At 45.4% G+C, this 17,729-nt stretch carries 12 protein-coding genes; 3 read left to right on the forward strand and 9 right to left on the reverse strand.

The window, feature by feature from the left end; genetic code table 11:
* Positions 1-84: 84 nt before the first annotated feature.
* The 5 genes from MKY24_RS24380 to MKY24_RS24400 all read right to left on the reverse strand — a co-directional run bounded on the left by MKY24_RS24380 (position 85) and on the right by MKY24_RS24400 (position 7,662).
* Positions 85-2,199, reverse strand: coding sequence for a helicase-related protein (locus MKY24_RS24380; RefSeq protein WP_339201050.1), 2,115 nt, complete (start codon positions 2,197-2,199; stop codon positions 85-87).
* Between the two features lie 200 nt (positions 2,200-2,399).
* Positions 2,400-2,840 carry a hypothetical protein gene (locus tag MKY24_RS24385; protein WP_053326252.1) on the reverse strand — a complete coding sequence of 147 codons (441 nt, stop codon included), beginning with the start codon at positions 2,838-2,840 and terminating at the stop codon, positions 2,400-2,402.
* A 169-nt stretch (positions 2,841-3,009) separates the two neighbouring features.
* The gene (locus tag MKY24_RS24390; protein ID WP_007432713.1) at positions 3,010-3,732 is read right to left on the reverse strand and encodes a response regulator transcription factor; all 723 of its coding nucleotides are present in this window, start codon (positions 3,730-3,732) and stop codon (positions 3,010-3,012) included.
* Between the two features lie 4 nt (positions 3,733-3,736).
* A complete protein-coding gene (locus MKY24_RS24395) occupies positions 3,737-4,897 on the reverse strand; it encodes a sensor histidine kinase (protein WP_013312293.1) in 1,161 nt (386 codons plus the stop codon).
* Between the two features lie 47 nt (positions 4,898-4,944).
* Entirely contained in the window at positions 4,945-7,662 is a 2,718-nt protein-coding gene (locus MKY24_RS24400) for a stalk domain-containing protein (protein WP_339201051.1), read from the reverse strand.
* 266 nt (positions 7,663-7,928) lie between these two features.
* Here MKY24_RS24400 and MKY24_RS24405 point away from each other — a divergent pair, with 266 nt between their 5' ends.
* Genes MKY24_RS24405 through MKY24_RS24415 form a run of 3 tightly spaced genes read left to right on the forward strand, consistent with a single transcriptional unit; the run spans position 7,929 to position 13,410 of the window.
* Entirely contained in the window at positions 7,929-9,338 is a 1,410-nt protein-coding gene (locus MKY24_RS24405) for an efflux RND transporter periplasmic adaptor subunit (RefSeq protein WP_076156410.1), read from the forward strand.
* On the forward strand, positions 9,335-12,451 hold the full coding sequence (locus tag MKY24_RS24410; protein ID WP_339201052.1) for an efflux RND transporter permease subunit: 3,117 nt from the start codon (positions 9,335-9,337) through the stop codon (positions 12,449-12,451). The genes MKY24_RS24405 and MKY24_RS24410 overlap by 4 nt, the downstream gene beginning before the upstream one ends.
* Positions 12,452-12,507: 56 nt before the next feature.
* Complete coding sequence (locus MKY24_RS24415; protein ID WP_028542162.1) at positions 12,508-13,410, forward strand: TetR/AcrR family transcriptional regulator; 903 nt, start codon at positions 12,508-12,510, stop codon at positions 13,408-13,410.
* 129 nt (positions 13,411-13,539) lie between these two features.
* On the opposite strand, the gene metK is transcribed toward MKY24_RS24415, so the two are convergent.
* The 4 genes from metK to MKY24_RS24435 all read right to left on the reverse strand — a co-directional run bounded on the left by metK (position 13,540) and on the right by MKY24_RS24435 (position 17,668).
* Positions 13,540-14,742 carry a methionine adenosyltransferase gene (gene metK, locus MKY24_RS24420; protein WP_013312298.1) on the reverse strand — a complete coding sequence of 401 codons (1,203 nt, stop codon included), beginning with the start codon at positions 14,740-14,742 and terminating at the stop codon, positions 13,540-13,542.
* A 333-nt stretch (positions 14,743-15,075) separates the two neighbouring features.
* Complete coding sequence (locus MKY24_RS24425) at positions 15,076-15,366, reverse strand: alpha/beta-type small acid-soluble spore protein (RefSeq protein WP_023990686.1); 291 nt, start codon at positions 15,364-15,366, stop codon at positions 15,076-15,078.
* A gap of 141 nt (positions 15,367-15,507) precedes the next feature.
* On the reverse strand, positions 15,508-16,086 hold the full coding sequence (locus MKY24_RS24430) for a hypothetical protein (protein ID WP_279835459.1): 579 nt from the start codon (positions 16,084-16,086) through the stop codon (positions 15,508-15,510).
* A 46-nt stretch (positions 16,087-16,132) separates the two neighbouring features.
* Positions 16,133-17,668 (reverse strand): stalk domain-containing protein, encoded by a 1,536-nt coding sequence (locus tag MKY24_RS24435; protein WP_279835461.1) that lies wholly within the window; start codon positions 17,666-17,668, stop codon positions 16,133-16,135.
* Positions 17,669-17,729: the final 61 nt, after the last annotated feature.

Consider the following 17,729-nt stretch of genomic DNA (forward strand, 5'->3'; position numbering starts at 1 on the left):
AGAATGCACCTTTCTTGGTAGTTTACGTACTGACATTGTTTCAGGTTTCACATTTCCAAAAAAACTTTTTTTTATTTAATACATTTAGTGCTTCACCTCCTTCAGGTACCCTTTTTTCCGAGCCAGTGCATTCATTCGTTTAATTTGTCTAATCGCTCTCTTTTGGCCTCGAGTCCATTGGGGCGATGTAAAAATAACACCTCCGCATGGATCATCCTTGGACCTTCCCGCGCGACCAGCCATTTGGACAAGAGAGGCTTCATCAAAAAGACTGCTGTCTGCGTCTAACACATACACATCACTCCGTGGAACAGTCACCCCTCGCTCCAAAATAGTCGTTGTGACCAGAACTCGTATTTCAGTAGCTCGAAATAAGCGCACTTTAGCGGTTCTTTCTTCATCCTGTGAGGAGGTTCCAGCAATAGGTACATCAGGCAATTGTTTAATCAGCAGCTCCACAAGTCCCTGAATATGTGAGATTCGTGTCACAAACAGGAAAACCTGTGCTCCACGTTGTATGGATACGCGTAGGCGTTGAATAAAGGATGCGGGAAGCCGACCTTTTTGCAGCCAATGTTGCACTGAAGCAGTCCCCAGGCGAAATGGGACAGGTAGGGGATGACGATGAAAACGAACGGGAACCTTGGCGTGTGGCAGTAGACCGCGTGCAGCCTCTTTCTGCAAAGCATGCGGTGGTGTAGCAGACAAATAGATAAACTTCCCCTTCGGCTTACATACTGCTCGTGCAGCAAAGGCAAGCATAGGATCATTGTGATAAGGGAACGCGTCAATCTCGTCAATCACAACCAGATCAAAGGCTTGACGATAACGCAATAGCTGATGTGTCGTTGCCAATGTCAGCTGTCCCCTTTGCCAACGTTCTGCGCTCCCCCCATAGAGCGTCACCATGCTCACATCGGGAAAAGCAATGGCCAAACGAGGGGCTAACTCGAGTACCACATCGCGGCGTGGTGTTGCCACAAGTGCCGTTCCTCCGTGGTCCAGCACATATTGCAAGAGCGGAAACATCATTTCCGTCTTGCCTGCGCCCGTTACGGCCCAGAGCAGAAAACGTTCTACCGTGGTACTGGGCACCTGCCGATCAGCGCTATATCTTACACCTTCGCCAGTTTTTGGCGAAGAATGCCTGCTACGGGCAAGGTTGCTGCCCTGCGAAGAGGCAGCATCTGATCCCTGGCACGCAACCATGACGCGCCGGAACAACGCCCGGAGCCCACGGCCTTCCGGGTGGAAACGTCCCCGCACTTCGCCGTGCGGTGCGGCCAAAAAGCGCAGCGCCGCTTCGGCCGCGGCACGCTGTGCAGGGCTCAGCCCCCAGCGGTCGAGTTCCGTCACCGGGGCTGTGCCTGCTGTGTGCGGCAGGGCGGGTTTCGCTGCACCGCGCAGCAGCAGCGAGCATTCACGGCTGCGCCCCAGCGCGAGACATGTCTCGCAGTAAGCGCACGCCTTACGTCCGCACGACGCACAGCTCGTGCGGTGCACTAGCCCGCTGCCACAACGGTTGCAGCGGAGTTCATGCGTACGCGCGGCAGACCAGCGCGTACGTGGTGCTGGAGCGAGGCCAGCAGCAAAGCTGAGTCGGCCCTGCAGATATGCAAGCTGTGCAGCGGATCGCCAAGTACGCTCCAAACCTGGCGCTGCCTCTGCCAGTAGCGCTTCGGCTTCCAGAACGAGTAACTGGCGTCCTGACAACAAATTAACCAGCTCATTCGCTTGTCGTGTTAAACACTCCCTATCCAATCCATCAATTCCTGTGACGAGGCTCCTTTTTTGAATAGAACGTAAACCTCCGTTTGTTTCTCGTCCCTCATTCCTACTTTCTGTGCGAGAAGTCCGCCCTTGTCCACCATCCCAAATGCATATATTTTCTACTCCTCCAGATAAAATCCGTTCTCCGTCAAAAGGCTCAGGAGCCAGTTCACTTTTTAGCTGTGCGAGAATATAAGCCCACCACTGCCGTTTTCCCCATCGCTCCATATCTGCTAATTCCTTAAATGTTTCGCACAGCTTTGTCCCCCAGGACAAGGGAAGCTCATCTCCTAATAACACCCATCTTTCGACAACATTCTCTTGTCCCTCATCTTGATTCATCCACCATGTCATATCTACTCGAATATCCACAGATAATCGGAGAGTCCAATTCCCTTTATACTTCACTGCATATACTGCAATTTTCACCTTCCCCTTCTCCTCCCATTCATGATTTTTGCGGTTCTTGTCACCCCAGAGAACAGCAAAAAAGCACACTCCTATGGCTAATAGCCTGAAGTGTGCTTCACATCAAGTAGATCTCAATGAGATCCCTGTCGTCTTGCCTATGCAACTGTTTATAAACATTTATATCCGATTTTGACCACGATGTCCACAATCCCCTGTCGCTAAGGAACAAGTGGGGCGTCCGCCAACGACTTGACCGTTCTAAGATCAATAACAACCTGCTTTTCACCGCCTGACTTCGGTAAGACCGGGTTCCCCGGTGAAAAACGACTTGAAATGACTGAAACATCTATATGACTATAGCGCACTAACCGTGTCAGAATCGGTAGCGTATCGTCCATAGATTCATCATCCAGTACTGTCACATGTAGCGGCCTCCGGTGTAGCCAGGCAAGTATGTTCAGCGAACGCATCACCCATTCCACACGATCTCCGTCATTGGACGTAATCACAATATAGCGAGTCGCACGATGACCCGGAGATATTGCGCGTGAATCTTCACCATTGTGATAAGCCTGAACCGCCTGTCGTATATACATAAGATGAACGACTGCGGCTCCCACACCGTATATAAGCAATATCCAAACCAAGTGAGCCGTCACGAGGGTTCCACCTCCTCCTATAGCGACAATATATGCCGTATAACAGGAAGAGGTGTCACGGTTATGTACTGGGTTTCCGTATGAGCGGACATATCGCTCCAAAAGAAAGGCGGTACAGCATTCATATCTATTAGCAGCTACATCGTCTAATGCATGGAAAAACTACACTTTACAGCGTAACCCATCCATATTTGATTGAGTTAATAACTGCTTGTGTACGGTCATCAACCTCCATTTTTTGCAGAATGCTGCTGACATGGTTTTTGACCGTTTTCTCACTAATGAATAAATATTCACCGATCATCTTGTTGCTCTTACCTTCAGCCATCAGACGCAGCACTTCAGCTTCACGACGGGTCAATGGATTATTTTCACCTGCGACAAACTTCACGCCGGCTTCCTTGGTATGACCTTCAGCCATAGCCCCTGTTTCGTTCAAGTAGGTCATCCGGCGAAGCTGCTGAATGAGTTTACCCGTTACCTTCGGATGGATAAACGCATATCCTTCATGAACCGAACGAATTGCATTAATGAGGGACTCGGCCTCCATATCTTTTAACAAATAACCATTGGCTCCCTTGCGCAACGTCTCGAATACATAGCTTTCATCATCATGAATGGATAAAATGATAACTTTGACATCCGGGAACATCTCACGCAGTTTTTCGGTTGCCTCTACACCATTTTCAATTGGCATATTAATGTCCATAAGAACAATATCCGGTTTCTCTACGTTACAGAATTCCAACACTTGAATACCGTCGCCACATTCTCCGATGACCTCAATGTCGTCCTCCATATTCAAAATACGTTTAAGTCCTTCACGGAACAACTGATGATCGTCCGCTAAGAGAACTTTAATGGGTGCATTGCTAATTTCCTGATTTTCCATGTTGTTACTCCTTTCCCTTTTCCACGTTGGTTGGGATATGAATCACTATCTTGGTGCCTTGATTCTCAGCTGATTCGATCTCCATTCTCCCCTCGAGCAGTTCAACCCTTTCCCGCATACCAATCAGACCAAAATGCCCATGATCTTTGCTTTTTTGCTGAAAAAGCTCTGGCTTGAAGCCCAAACCATTATCCTGCACCACGATTTTTACAAGCTGCGCCTGATAGGTAATCTCAACAAGCACATAGGTAGGATAAGCATGCTTGGCAGCGTTGGTCAAAGCTTCCTGGATCAGACGGTAAATGGCTGCTTCCATCGCGGAAGAGAGACGGTGTTCCTTGCCCCTTGTTTCAAAAAGCGATCTAATCTTCGTTTTTTCTTCAAAATCCTGCACATATTTCCGGAGCGTCGGAATAAGTCCCAGGTCATCCAGGGCCATAGGACGCAAATTGAAAATGACCTTTCGCATTTCCTCAAGACTGGAGCGAACCTGTTTCTTCAAGTCTACTATTTCGTCCTGAACCATCTTAAATTCCTGCTTGGCGATCATTCTTTCCACAATTTCCGTCCTAAGCACTAGATGCGCAAGGAGCTGCGCAGGTCCATCGTGAATTTCACGGGATATGCGTTTGCGCTCCTCTTCCTGAGCTAAAATAATTTTCAGACCAATAAACTGCCGGTTTTTGGCCGATTCGATGATCCGCGTCACTTGTCCCAATTCGCCCGACAAATATTCCAGCACGACCCCCATCTGCGAACCGATGGTTTCGGCACGCTCGACAGAAGCCTCGACACTTTTGGCTCGCTTTTGAAGATCATCTCTTCTGGCTTTGAGATACATTTCCTTCTCACGGAAAATCATCACATCGAGTTGAAGCTGTGTTGCCTTCTCATAAGCCTGCTTGATATCCTCTTCCGAATAGCGAACGAAGTCACGGCTGACCTCAGTCAACCGAATGCGGGACCGCCGATAGTTCATTTCCAGCTGGTCCACCTTTTCGATCGTTTCTGCCGTTTCCTTCAAGACGCTCTGGAGCTCCTGATTTAACGTGACCAGCTCGGTCCGGGCCGTGTCCAATATTTCGAACATCTGATATTTGCTGTTCTCCATCACCTGGATGGCATTTTTAATGACTCGGTCTATGATATCGGCTTGAAAGTCCACAAATGTTCTACTCCAATCCTAGCATTTCAAGTATATATCATACCATATCATGACTGAAGGGTGATGGTCTTCGTTTCTTGTTCCCATTTTACAGTCATTCCTAACTGCTCAGACACGAGTCTTAACGGGACTAAAGTCCTGCCTCCTAGCACAACGGGTGCAACATCAGTGCTTTGACGCTTCCCGTTCAGAACAACTTCTTTTTTCCCTACGGTCAAATCCATCAGTACACCGCCGCGCATAATGGTGATCCGCTGATCGCCCGCATTCCATTTGGCTTGTCCGCCAAATGCGTCCAGTACATACTTGATCGGAACATACGTTGAACCATCGCGAGTCATCGGAGCGGCATCAATCGTGGTCGGCGTTCCGTTCACCGTCATTGATTTTTGCCCGATCGTCATTTGAGCTGTTCCTTTTTTGAGTCCTTCTGTACCGACCGTTCCCGGTGTATTAAAAGAAATATTATCAAAAGCAACATTGCCTGTTTTAGCGCGCTCGTCCTGACCCTCTGCCACATTGACCACATAAAGACGCTTCAGCTTCGCCGGATACGAAATATTCAAACCGCTCATATCTGCGTTAATGGTTTTCCAGCCGTTCCAGTCGATCACTTTAGCGAGATCAATATATGCTGTTTTGCCTTGAGCATCCTCTAGCTCTGCGCGCAGCCAGTTCAGACTCTTATCCCCTCTGACATCAATCGAGATGGAAGTAGCCGCCTGTTCAAGCGTTTTACCGGATGTGCCGTTCAATTGAGCGTAAGCATACATTTTACCACTGCCGTTCGTCATATCGTAGTTCAGCTCTAGCACTTTGGAATTGGCATGGTCGCCATCTCCTTGTACAACAGCCGCTGTGCCAGTAACACCTTCCACATTCGAAGTAAAATCAACCGAATACGAAACATTTTCGAAGTTCTCCCAGTTGTTTGTACTTGCTCCGCCAGCAGACAAGAAGACGACAGCGCTGAAACCATCATAGCGACCGATGGCATAGCCCGTTTTTACGCCTGCATCCACCGTATTTACCGTAAGCTGATTGTCCTTGACACTTCCCTTAAAGCCGATGAACTCCCATTTGAGCGCATCTGACGTAATGCTGACACTCTGTCCATCTTTTGTCTTTGCCGTTACCGGTACAGCGATTTTAGCTCCAGCGGTAAGCGAGCCAGTTCCAGTGCCTGCGGTAAGTGATGAAATTTCATCTGCTCCAAGCACCGTGACCTTGGTTGTAGCGCTGGCTGAGCCACTGGATGCCGTTAAAGTAGCCGTTCCTGGTTTGGCTCCCTTTACAACGCCGCCGCTCACTGATACAACAGCCGGATTGCTGGATTTCCACGTCACTTGTACTTTCGAGGTATCAAATGGATTGTAGTAGTTGTCATACCCTTTGAAGGAATAGCTTCCGGTCTGTCCAATCAGCAGCGTTTTATTGCCCTTGATGGTGAAGCCTTTGAGCGTTCCTTTAGGAGCATTGGTATATACCCCTACTCCATTTACAATACTACGTTGCTCTGTGCCATATTCTGTATTGAACGTAAGCCCCGCTGTCGTATCTCCCAAATCACGAGTCACCATGGTGGTAGAGCCGCCCCCGTCAAGGTTCATACCCTTCCAGACGCCAATATCTTTCATCAGCGTTTGCAGCTCGCTCAGGGATACACCAACGCTATTCCCATTCTTCTCAACAGCAATGACATAAGCGTAACGCTTGTCACGAGAATATCCCAGAGCTGTACGCGCACGCGTCCCGCCTATGCTTGTTGTGCTCCGGGAAAAAGAGGTTTTCTGGCCGTCATTTACTAATATGGTATGTCCACCAATCATCATTTGAAGGTTAGAAGGATCTACTTCACTCCCTGTCGATTTAACACGAAGATGATAACTCGTTTCTACCGTCTGTCCCACGGTCAGATGCGCTTTGGCATAATCAGCGGCTTTACCATGAGTACGTAAAATATAGCCATCCTGCGGAACGGTCATATTCAACGTAGCATTGTCGGAGACTTGTGTAACTACACCATTTTGTACCAATATCTCGGTGGGCGTTGTCGAACTGTTTTTGGGGCGCTCAATTGCTTTCCAAGCAGATGTATAAATATACATAGCATTAGAGTGACTATAGTTGCCCCCACTCGTCTCAGGGGAATACGAAGCCTTGTTCATCCCCGCCAAAGAGAAGGACGACCCATCTCCAGCTTTCACTGTACCTTCAAAAGTAAACTGCTCCACCATCGGAGAACCATCCTTGGTTACAGCAAAGGCATACATACCCGTTAAATCAGACGGAGTAGACATCAACACACCCTTGGATACTTGTCCACCGATCGGCGCTCCCTCGCTGGAAGTATTAAAATAATCCCCGTTTACACCAGCAACCGCCCCGGTCTCTTTTGCCATGCCACCTGTGCTCTGACGGGTCGTAAACTGTCCATTCTTCCCCGTCATGACATCCAGCTTAACGTACGGATTTTGCAAGTCCACTCGAATGATATCAGCCAGCGCTGTTCCTTTGGAACCTTTAAAACGATATTTCAATAATGTTGCACCCGAAGTAATGATCTCTTCGCCCAATTTTACAGTTGAACCAGAGGCTGCACTTGCGATTGGAGCAGATATCCAACCATTCAAGGGGATTAGAGCCCCAGTTCCAGCAACCGGACCGATCCATAATACCCCTGCCAGTGTTAACACGGCCCATCTTTTAGCGATTCCTCTGCCATTAACTTTCACTTCACTCTGTTTCTTATTACTTAAAAACATTTGGATAATAGCTCCCATCTTCAATGTATTCAAACGGTTTTGTTCCGCGCGTGTACTCTATCAATAAACAAAAAAATCCTCTTATGTTAATAGACTTATTATATAGGCAAAAGTTACGAAAATCCCGTCAACTAATTCATAAAATCTAAAACGATGAATTGACGAATGCAATATCGGCGCACTATAATACATTTGAACTTATTAGTTCAAATAATACTGGTTAGTTCACAACTCCAATTATGACCCTATCGGAAGGATTGATAATCATGAATAAACAACGGGCCATCATCATATTCACTTTATCCCTGAGCATCGCAATGACCGGATGTTCTACAGAAAAAAAAGATGCCGCTCTAGGTTCATCTGCACAGCCAACCGTTGTGCGCACCGCAATCGTCAAATCCACGCCACTTCATACGGCCTATAACTTGTCAGGCACTCTTCAGGCTTATGAGGAGAACACACTGGCTTTCCAAAATGGAGGCACTGTAGCCAGTGCATATCTCACTGTCGGTACTGCTGTACAGAAGGGCGCCGTTATTGCTAGTCTGGATGACGCTGACTACAAGCTTCAGGTGGCACAGGCGACAGCCTCCATCTTGGAGGCACAGGCTGGTATTGATAACGCACAGGCTAATTTACAGGCTGCTACCTCCGCGATTCAATCCGCCGATGCCGGCATTACAGGAGCTCGCGCGAATGTTAACAAGGTCAATAAAGGCGCACGTGCTCAAGAGAAACAACAAGCGCAAGCTACTGTAGATAAGGCACAAAGCGCTTATAACAAGGCCAAGACGGATAGCGAGCGTACACAGAAGCTGTTTGAGGCAGGCGCTGCTACCGCATCAGATAATGAAAATGCTCGCCTGAATGCTACCGCAGCCCTGAAAGACCTGGAACAAGCCAAGGAATCCCTGTCCCTTTTGCTGGAAGGAGCCACAGCCGAAGATCATCAATCCGCCCAAGCTTCCTTTCAAGATGCGCTTGCAGGTAAAAGCAAAGCCCTTGCGGCCAGTGAACAGGCTGCAGCTTCCCAAAAACAAGCCCATGCCAACTACGAAAAAGCCCTTGTTGCCAAGGGGCAGGCAGAACTGGCACTTTCACGCACACGTCTAATCTCTCCTGTGAACGGTGTAATCTTAGACAAAATCGTGAATACAGGTGATTTGGTCGCGTCAGGGCAAGCCGTCTATCGCATAGGCTCCATCGACCGCCTCAAAGTAATGCTTCCTGTACCAGACAGTGAAATTAAGGATTGGAAAAAGGGTCAACAAGTAGAATTGGCGCTCTATGAAGAGACTCGTCAAGGTACGGTGTCTAACGTCTATCCTTCAACCAGCACCGACACGGGAAGGGTTAACGTAGAGATTGTTATAAACAATCCACAGCGAGACTGGTTACCCGGTCAGGTCATTAAAGCTGCTCAACAGGTGACCGACAAGAATGGGATTCTCGTTCCTGCCGAAGCAGTCATTAACACGGGAAGCAAGCCTTTTATTTTCAAAGACATTCAAGGAAAAGCTGTTAAAACCCCTGTGGAGCTTGGTAATCAGGTTGTAGATAATCAGTTGCAAATCGTATCGGGACTTCGTGAAGGCGAACGTATTATCGTTAAAGGGGCAGAAAACCTATTTGATGGAAATGCGATTCAGTCGGAAGAAGGCGGACGCCCATGATTGAGTACATCGTAAAAAAACGCAAAATTACATTGCTGTTTTTTGTCATGCTGATTTTGGTCGGAATCTTCGGCTTTTTCCAGTTACCACAGCAGGAAATGCCGGATGTCACCATACAGAATGCTATGGTAACAACAGTCTACCCTGGTGCTTCACCACAAAAAGTAGAACAAACCGTAACTAAAGAGCTGGAGAAACGCATTAAGGAAGTTGAAGGTGTTAAAACGATTAGTTCGACTTCTGGTAACGGATTCTCCTCAATTTTAATCGAATCCAAAAACGGAGTTGATCCTCAAACGGTTTGGGATGATATGCGTAAAAAAGTGCAAGATGCACAAGCTGATCTTCCTCAAGGCGCTGAAGTGCCTGTTGTAAATGACAAACTAACCAGCTCTTTTATTGGCTCCTATGCCCTAACAGCTGACTCTTCCGCACCACTGTATAAACTAAATGATTTAACAACAACTTGGAAAGACCAGCTTAATACCATTTCTGGCGTATCTAGCGTCAAATTCAATGGTCTCCCTGATCAAGAAGTACGTGTCCATATTGACAATCAGAAGCTTCAGCAATATCAGCTGTCATGGGGACAAGTAGCTCAAGCGATCCAGTCTCAAATTGATCGGGTTCCTACCGGTAATATTGAATACAACGGACGTACCTATCAACTTATTGTTCGCGAGTCCGAAAAAGCTGATGAATTGAATCAGGTCCTTTTGACACGCACCAAAGAAGGTAATCCTGTATATTTGAGAGATGTCGGCACAACGGAGCTAGCACATCCTAATACAGAATACTTTGCCTATGTAGAGGGTAAACCGGCCATTACGCTAAGTATTGGAGCAGAAACAGGCACAGACATCCCTTCTATGAGTGAAAAGGTCAATACCAAGCTCAAAGAGCTGGAGAAAACACTCCCCGCAGGTGTCCACTTTCAAACTCTTTTTGCACAAAAGGATCAGGTAAGCCATATCTTTGACGACTTAAAGCGTGAAACGATTCTTGCGATTGCAGCCGTTATTCTCGTTTGTATGTTGGGGCTGAATTTGCTCACCTCTGCATTTGTTGCACTGGCCATTCCTATTTCGGTTTCGATTGCCATTATCTTTTTGCCTATGTTCGGCATCACTCTAAATCAGATTTCCGTTGTCGGTCTGATCATCGTACTCGGCATACTCGTGGATGATGCCGTAGTTGTAAATGATAATATTGAGCGTAGACTTACGGAATTAGGAGAATCACCCTCAGTCGCAGCTGTAAAAGGTACCAAAGAGGTCATGCTTTCTATTTTGGTTGCAACTCTGGCCACCATCTCAGCTTTCGCGCCATTGTTGTTTCTTCCTGGAAATGTAGGTGCCTTTATTAAACCCATTCCTGCTATTGTCTCCCTGACCATGCTTGCCTCTATGATTATGTCGCTCACCATCATCCCTATTTTTCGAGAATGGTATGAGAAGCGCAGACAGGCTCGTCACCCTCAGGGTAAGTCTAAACCAGCAGGCTTGCTCGGCCAGCAGATTCATTCTTTAAACAAGCTCTATTCACAAAAACTGATGCCTAAGGTCATTCAGCGTCCCTTGTTGACAGCCATGGTCGGACTCATGCTTGGAACAGCCGCCTATGGATTAGTCCCCTTTACCTCAGTTGAACTTTTTCCTGAGTCGGAAGATCCTCATGTTGCACTAAATGTAAAAATGCCTGTAGGCACTTCAATTGCGGAAACCGACCAGGTCGTTAAAGACCTTGCAGGCTGGGTGAAAAAGCAACCTGAAACTTCCAAGGTCGTCTACAGCGCTGGAGGGACTGCCCCACAACTGTTTAGTGACATTAATAGTATGGGTGGAGATATTAGTTATAACGAAACGGTGGGGCAGATTGCTGTCGTCGGCAAAGAAAACGTATTCGATCTCAATACGACAGTGGATGCTTGGGAACAACATGTTAAGAAATCCTACCCTGGAGTTACAGTGACGATGTATGTTCCTCGTCTCGGGATTCCAGTGGGTAAGCCCGTTTCTATTCGTATCTCAGGTCAGGATCTGAATGAACTGCAAACCCTTGCCCAAAAAGCAAAGGAGCAGATCGCGACAGTAGAGGGCACAACAGGCATCGTGGATGATATAGGAATTGAACGATATGCACTGGAGCTTGAGGTCAACAAGCAAGCAATGGATCAGTACCTGGTAAGCTACACAGATTTGACTCGTACCCTGCTTCTATTAAAAGAAGGAGCTCAAGTCAGCCAATTTGATACTGGAAACAGTCTGGTAGACATTAAAATGTATTTGAATCACAGTGACGAGGAGCCAAGTAAGCTTTTCCAACAATTAAGTGTAGTTAATGCAGCTGGTAAGCAAATTCCATTAAACCAGCTCGTCCAGATTAAGCCGTCATTTGCTATTCAGCAAATCAAGCATTACAATATGGAGCGGACGATTACGGTGGAAGCCGATTTGAACGGACGAACTGCAAGCGAAGCGATGGTTGATGTTGAAAGTAAGCTGGCGCAAATGAAGTTCCCAGAAGGCTACAAATGGGAGGTTGGTGGGGAAACCTCTGACCAATCGACCATATTCAAGGACTTAGGACAGCTGGCGATCGTTGTAGTCTTGCTCATTTTACTCTTGATTACTATGCAATTTTATTCTCTCTCCATTCCTATTATTATTATGACGACCGTGTACCTGGCAGCAGCCGGCGGGATTATTGGTATTTTCTTGACCGGTATGCCTATCGGTTTTATGAGCATCATGGGAATTATTGCACTCGCGGGCATTGTTGTGCGGAATGGGATTGTGTTAATTGAATTTATCGAGGATGCACGCCATGAAGGAATGGAATTAAAGGAAGCCGTAATACAGGCGGCCGCTGCTCGCTTCAGACCGATTTTATTGACATCTTTGGCAGCTATTGTAGGTATGATTCCATTAGCACTATTGGGAAGCCTGCTCTTTAAGCCACTGGCGTTTACCGTCATTTTCGGTTTGTTATTCTCAACCTTGTTAACCTTGTTTGTCGTGCCGTCCTTGTATATGATCATGGCCAAGTACAAGATGCGCCGTCAACTCAAAAAACAGCAGCACACAGTTATCACAAGTGACCAACCTTTGTGAGGTATGAAGTGAATTCGCATGCTGTCGAGTTGGTCGGTCCCTAGGGGGAAGTATGTATGGAAAGTAAAAAAAATGATATTTTACAGGCGGCCATTCGGCTGTTCTCCAGAAAAGGCTATTATTCAACATCTGTTGAAGAAATCGCCAAAGAAAGTGGGATGGCGAAGGCATCCTTCTATAAATATTTTCAAGGAAAAGAAGAACTCCCTCTAGAAATGTGTATCATTCTGGAAAATAACATTGAACAAGACATCCGGGCTCTCTACAGTAAACCTGATCTTTCTAAGCACGATAAACTACATGGTTTTATTGTACTTTACTTGAAAAATCTCGTTGAAAACAAAGTGTATCTCATGATGGATCTTCCTGAGCCTTCCATGCTTATTTTTCAGAATGAACATCTCAATTACGCGTTCGAGAATCATGAATACAAATTGTACAAATGGGTTCGCGACTGCCTGATTGATATTTTTGGACCGAGCATTGAAGATCATGCATGGGATATGACCTTTGTACTTAAAAGCATTGTGTTTGAATATATTCGCTTCTTTGCCGATCGGATGAATGATGAAACGATTGAACATCTAACGCAGTTTATCATCTTCTTATCCAGTTCCTTGGCAACCAGCCTGAACAATGCTGATTCAGCTCCACATTTGTTCTGGAGCAAGCAAGGCTGGTTGCCTGAAAGTGCTCTAAGTAATCCCTTTGACCAAGGCCGTCAAATTAACAGCCTTCTCCACTCCTTGGAAGACAGTATACTGCTGTCTTCGTGGAGTTCAGAGGAGAAACAGGAGTGTCAGCAAATCTACGCTCATTTAAAGGAAGAGGCTCTGAAATCGAACCCTCAGAAAGGCCTCCTGAAAGCCCTTTTTGCGTATTTGGAGCAGTACAAGGAACTGCAAAAGGTTTGTCGTTTACTTAAAAATTTATTGGACCATGCACCGATATCCGAGTAGTCACTCAGCATTCGGTACATCCGAGCAAATTCATACTTAACAGTGAAACACATCAAAAAAAGACTGTTCATGCAAAGCATGAAACAGTCTTTTTGGGTTATTACTTTTATTTTGATAACATACGAGGAGTTACAGCCCCGCTTGTTCTTTTAGAATTTCAGCTTTATCTACGCTCTCCCATGGTACATCCAAATCTGTACGGCCAAAGTGACCGTAGGCAGCAGTTTGCTTATAAATTGGACGACGCAGATCCAACATGCGAATAATGCCTGTTGGGCGCAGATCAAAGTTATTTCGGATCAATTCAACCAGCTTCTCATCACTCACTTTACCCGTACCGTATGTATCGACGTTAATCGAAACAGGCGTAGCTACACCGATGGCATAAGCAAGCTGAATTTCCACTTTGTCTGCCAATCCTGCTGCTACGAGGTTTTTCGCTACATAACGAGCAGCGTAAGCAGCGGAACGGTCCACTTTGGTCGGATCTTTACCGGAGAATGCTCCCCCGCCATGACGTGCATAACCACCATACGTATCCACAATAATTTTACGGCCTGTCAGACCTGCATCTCCTTGAGGGCCACCGATAACAAAGCGTCCTGTCGGATTAATGTAATACTTGGTTTGCTCATCCAATAATTCGGCAGGGACAACTGGCAAAATAACCTTTTCTTTGATGTCTGCTTGAATTTGCTCCAAAGTAGTATCCTCAGCATGCTGCGTAGAAACCACAATAGCATCAATACGAACAGGTTTACCATTTTCATACTCTACCGTTACTTGGGTTTTACCGTCTGGACGAAGGTAATTCAGTGTTCCATCCTTACGTACTTCAGACAAGCGTCGTGCAATACGGTGAGACATAGCGATAGGCAAAGGCATCAACTCAGGTGTCTCGTTCGTAGCAAAACCAAACATCAAGCCTTGATCCCCAGCCCCAATGTTTTCCGTTTCTTTATCTACTTCAGCAGGATCACGGCTTTCCAAGGCAGCATTAACCCCTTGAGCAATGTCCGGCGACTGTTCATTCAAAGAAGTCAATACAGCGCAAGTATTATAGTCGAAACCGTATTTCGCACGTGTATAGCCAATTTCCTTAATCGTATTACGTACAATGGATGGAATATCCACGTATTCCGATTTGGAGCTGATTTCACCAATGACAAGAACGAGACCAGTAGCTACCGATACTTCACATGCTACCCGTGCATTAGGGTCATTAGCCAGAAAGGCGTCCAATACAGCATCGGATATCTGATCACAGATTTTATCCGGATGGCCTTCTGTTACAGACTCGGACGTGAACAAATGACGGCCTTTTACAGACATGAATTTCAACCTCCCACAATTAAAATACATGAGGATTTATAAAAAAATCCTGACATGGCAATGGTATTATTCAGATACCTTCAAGCCAACAAATGGCGGGAGATATCTTGTTACACCTGATTAATAAAAAATGAACCTTTTCCGGTAGGAAAAGGTTGCGTACAAGCCTCAAATGCCATGATATCCTATTTAAAACAAGGTGTCAATTCATACAGCCCAATTACAACTTTCGAAATTGAGGTAAGTTTACATGCAAACCATTTTCGATTCACATGTAAATAACCCCAGTTTATACGCTACTATATAATCAAAAACTGTAAAAATTATTGCAATTTACAATGTACCATATTCAGATAAGCTACGTTCAGCAGATTGTATCAATCGCTTAGTAATTTCACCACCAACTGAACCGTTCTGTCTTGAAGTTAAATCACGCCATGCTACATTTTCGCTCCCCGCAAACTCCCCCAATTCTGCAGCAAATTCACTGTCAGCCTTAGGTTGTATATGTGCATATTGGGGATTATAAACAGGCAGCCCAAATTCAGCAGCGATCTCATACTTCAAATCATCTAACCTGGCACGGCTTTCAGGAATTAATCGTCTTTGACCTCTTGATGCCATCGTATACACCCTCCACTAAACGTATTGTCTTTCATGGGGGTAGTGTGCAGCGATTAGGTTCAACTTAGCCAAGAACAATTTGCTATCCCAAGCAGTATTTAAGAAAAAGAGCCACCGAAAGCAACTTATATACAAAACAGTTTACTGAATAGTATAACTGCCTCGTACCATAACGACCAGACCAAACTTCTGACCTTCTTTTACTTGAATACCTCTTCCTTCTCTAGGAAACGATAATAAATGATTTTTCTGGACAGCCTGATTATGAACAATTTCCGTTCCAGAAGTAATATCAATAGCACCACTGGCATCCATACTATACACAACGGCATAACCATTACGTAAAATAAATTCCGAGCCTGCTTTGGCAATCAGTTTTTGACCAGGCTTTACATCAACAACCTTTAAAGCCTCTGTCTGCTCTGGTGTGGAAGCTTTTCCTGCACTAGAAGTTCCTGACGCCGTTGTGTTAGAAGTAGTATTTGTTGCTGGAGCATTCGAACTAGTCGTTTTACTACTCGTGTTACTTGCTGGTACTCCACCTTTAATTGCCTGAGCAATTTTTTGGTCGACATAGCTTTTGGTTACGACTGGATCATCAGCTGTACCAGGTTGTCCAGAACTGGAGGCACCATTAACTGAATTGTTCATTAAGGAGCCAGCAACAATTCCTCCTCCAAGTAAAACAGCAGCCAACGATACTTTATAGCGTGATTTCATGAAGTCCTCCTACAGCAGGTTATAGCAAGTATAGGTTAAGCTTTAATTATTGTGCGCTAGCTCCAGAAGAACCCTGCATAGCCCAAGGCTTATCAAAAGCCAACTTCAAAGTATCAATATTTGTAACTATATCTTCAGCCTGTTGCTCAGCAGTAGTCACTTTCAAATTAGCTTCATAAACCTGAAGCTCTGTAGCCAACCCAACATCAAACTGCTTCTTAGCCATATCAGCTGCACTTCTTGCACTCACCAAACCAGCTTGAATCTGTGAGTACTGGCTTTCTAATGCTTTGATGTTGTTATAGATTGTTCTTACTGCTTCTTCGAGTTGTCTCTTTGTGCCTTCTGTTGCATACTGAGCTTTTTCAACATTAAGTTGCTCAGCTTCGTAAGGTGTGTTTCCTGGCGTACTAAAATTGTAGAGCTTCAGGCTCAATTCAGCTAAATCCACTTTTTGCTCGCTCAGCCAAATGGCCGTGCTGCTAGTAAGTACTTGGCTTACTTTTGTCTCTACATTATCTTTAAATTCAGAATAGACAGGCTTATCCTTCAATTCATAACGTTGCTCCGGTTTGTAGCCAATCACTTGGTTCAACGACACATAAGCACTATCCAGATCTTTTTTTGCTTTTTCTAAAGCAGCTTGATTTTGAGTCAACTGATTGGTTGCTTGTGTAACCTCATAATCACTCGACATTTGATTATCTCTTTTAATTTGTGCGACTTTTAGCTTGCGCTCCGCATCTTCGATATTCAATGCAGCTAGCTTGACGGCATTCTGCTTTTGAAGGAGCTTGTTATAAAGATCCTTTACGTTATATTCAATACCTTCTTTGGTCATATCCAAGTTCTTTTTAGCAGCCTCGTAGTTAAGGTTCGTTTGAGCATAACCTTTGAAAGCTTTATCAGAAGCCTCATCACCTGCTTCTGCTGGAACAAAGTTAATATCCTTGCCTGCTTCTTTCATGATTTTTCCAGCCTGATCGATATTCGTTGCTGCTGTTTTAACTGAAGTACTATCAGCTACGGCCAGTTTAACTGCATCCTTATAGGTCAAAGAATCATTATAGTAGGTATCATAAGTAACTTGAGTCACAGGAGCTGTGAGAGGCTTACTGGACAAGCTATTGGCTTCACCAGTTGTACTTCCATCTGCTTGGTTTGAAATAGTAATTGTACGTGTACTTTGATCCCAATTTACTTTGGCGCCTAATGATTGGCTCACAAAACGTAAAGGAACAAGTACTTGACCCTTTTGAATTTGAGTTGCCGCATCGAGTTGTACAGGAGCACTATTCTTATAAGCAAGCTTGGAACCAACATTCAAAGCCAATGTATCTTCATTTTTAGAAGCAGTTACTTTTTTAGCTTTGCTGTCCCAATCGACTTTCGCACCCAAGCTTTCAAAAACACCACGTAGAGGCACCAAGGTTGTATTTTGGCTAACAACTGGGGACTGGGTATATTGCTGAGTTACACCGTTAATAATAACCTTTATATCACCTGCTTGAGCTCCTGCAAAATTGGCAAATGCAGAAGAAAGAACTAATGTAGAAAGTGCTGCCACTCCAAAACGTTTCATAATTTCTCTCCTTTGTCAATATGACTAATAAAAGAAAAGGGCTCCAAAAGGAACCCTCTTC

The sequence above is a fragment of the Paenibacillus sp. FSL P2-0322 genome (assembly GCF_037975315.1).
GTDB classification, from domain to species: domain Bacteria; phylum Bacillota; class Bacilli; order Paenibacillales; family Paenibacillaceae; genus Paenibacillus; species Paenibacillus polymyxa_B.

Coding starts and splice junctions, on each gene's coding strand:
- MKY24_RS24400 (WP_339201051.1), bottom strand. CDS start 7,662: ATGTTTTTAAGTAATAAGAAACAGAGTGAAGTGAAAGTTAATGGCAGA.
- MKY24_RS24435 (WP_279835461.1), bottom strand. CDS start 17,668: ATGAAACGTTTTGGAGTGGCAGCACTTTCTACATTAGTTCTTTCTTCT.
- MKY24_RS24415 (WP_028542162.1), top strand. CDS start 12,508: ATGGAAAGTAAAAAAAATGATATTTTACAGGCGGCCATTCGGCTGTTC.
- metK (WP_013312298.1), bottom strand. CDS start 14,742: ATGTCTGTAAAAGGCCGTCATTTGTTCACGTCCGAGTCTGTAACAGAA.
- MKY24_RS24410 (WP_339201052.1), top strand. CDS start 9,335: ATGATTGAGTACATCGTAAAAAAACGCAAAATTACATTGCTGTTTTTT.
- MKY24_RS24405 (WP_076156410.1), top strand. CDS start 7,929: ATGAATAAACAACGGGCCATCATCATATTCACTTTATCCCTGAGCATC.
- MKY24_RS24425 (WP_023990686.1), bottom strand. CDS start 15,366: ATGGCATCAAGAGGTCAAAGACGATTAATTCCTGAAAGCCGTGCCAGG.
- MKY24_RS24390 (WP_007432713.1), bottom strand. CDS start 3,732: ATGGAAAATCAGGAAATTAGCAATGCACCCATTAAAGTTCTCTTAGCG.
- MKY24_RS24430 (WP_279835459.1), bottom strand. CDS start 16,086: ATGAAATCACGCTATAAAGTATCGTTGGCTGCTGTTTTACTTGGAGGA.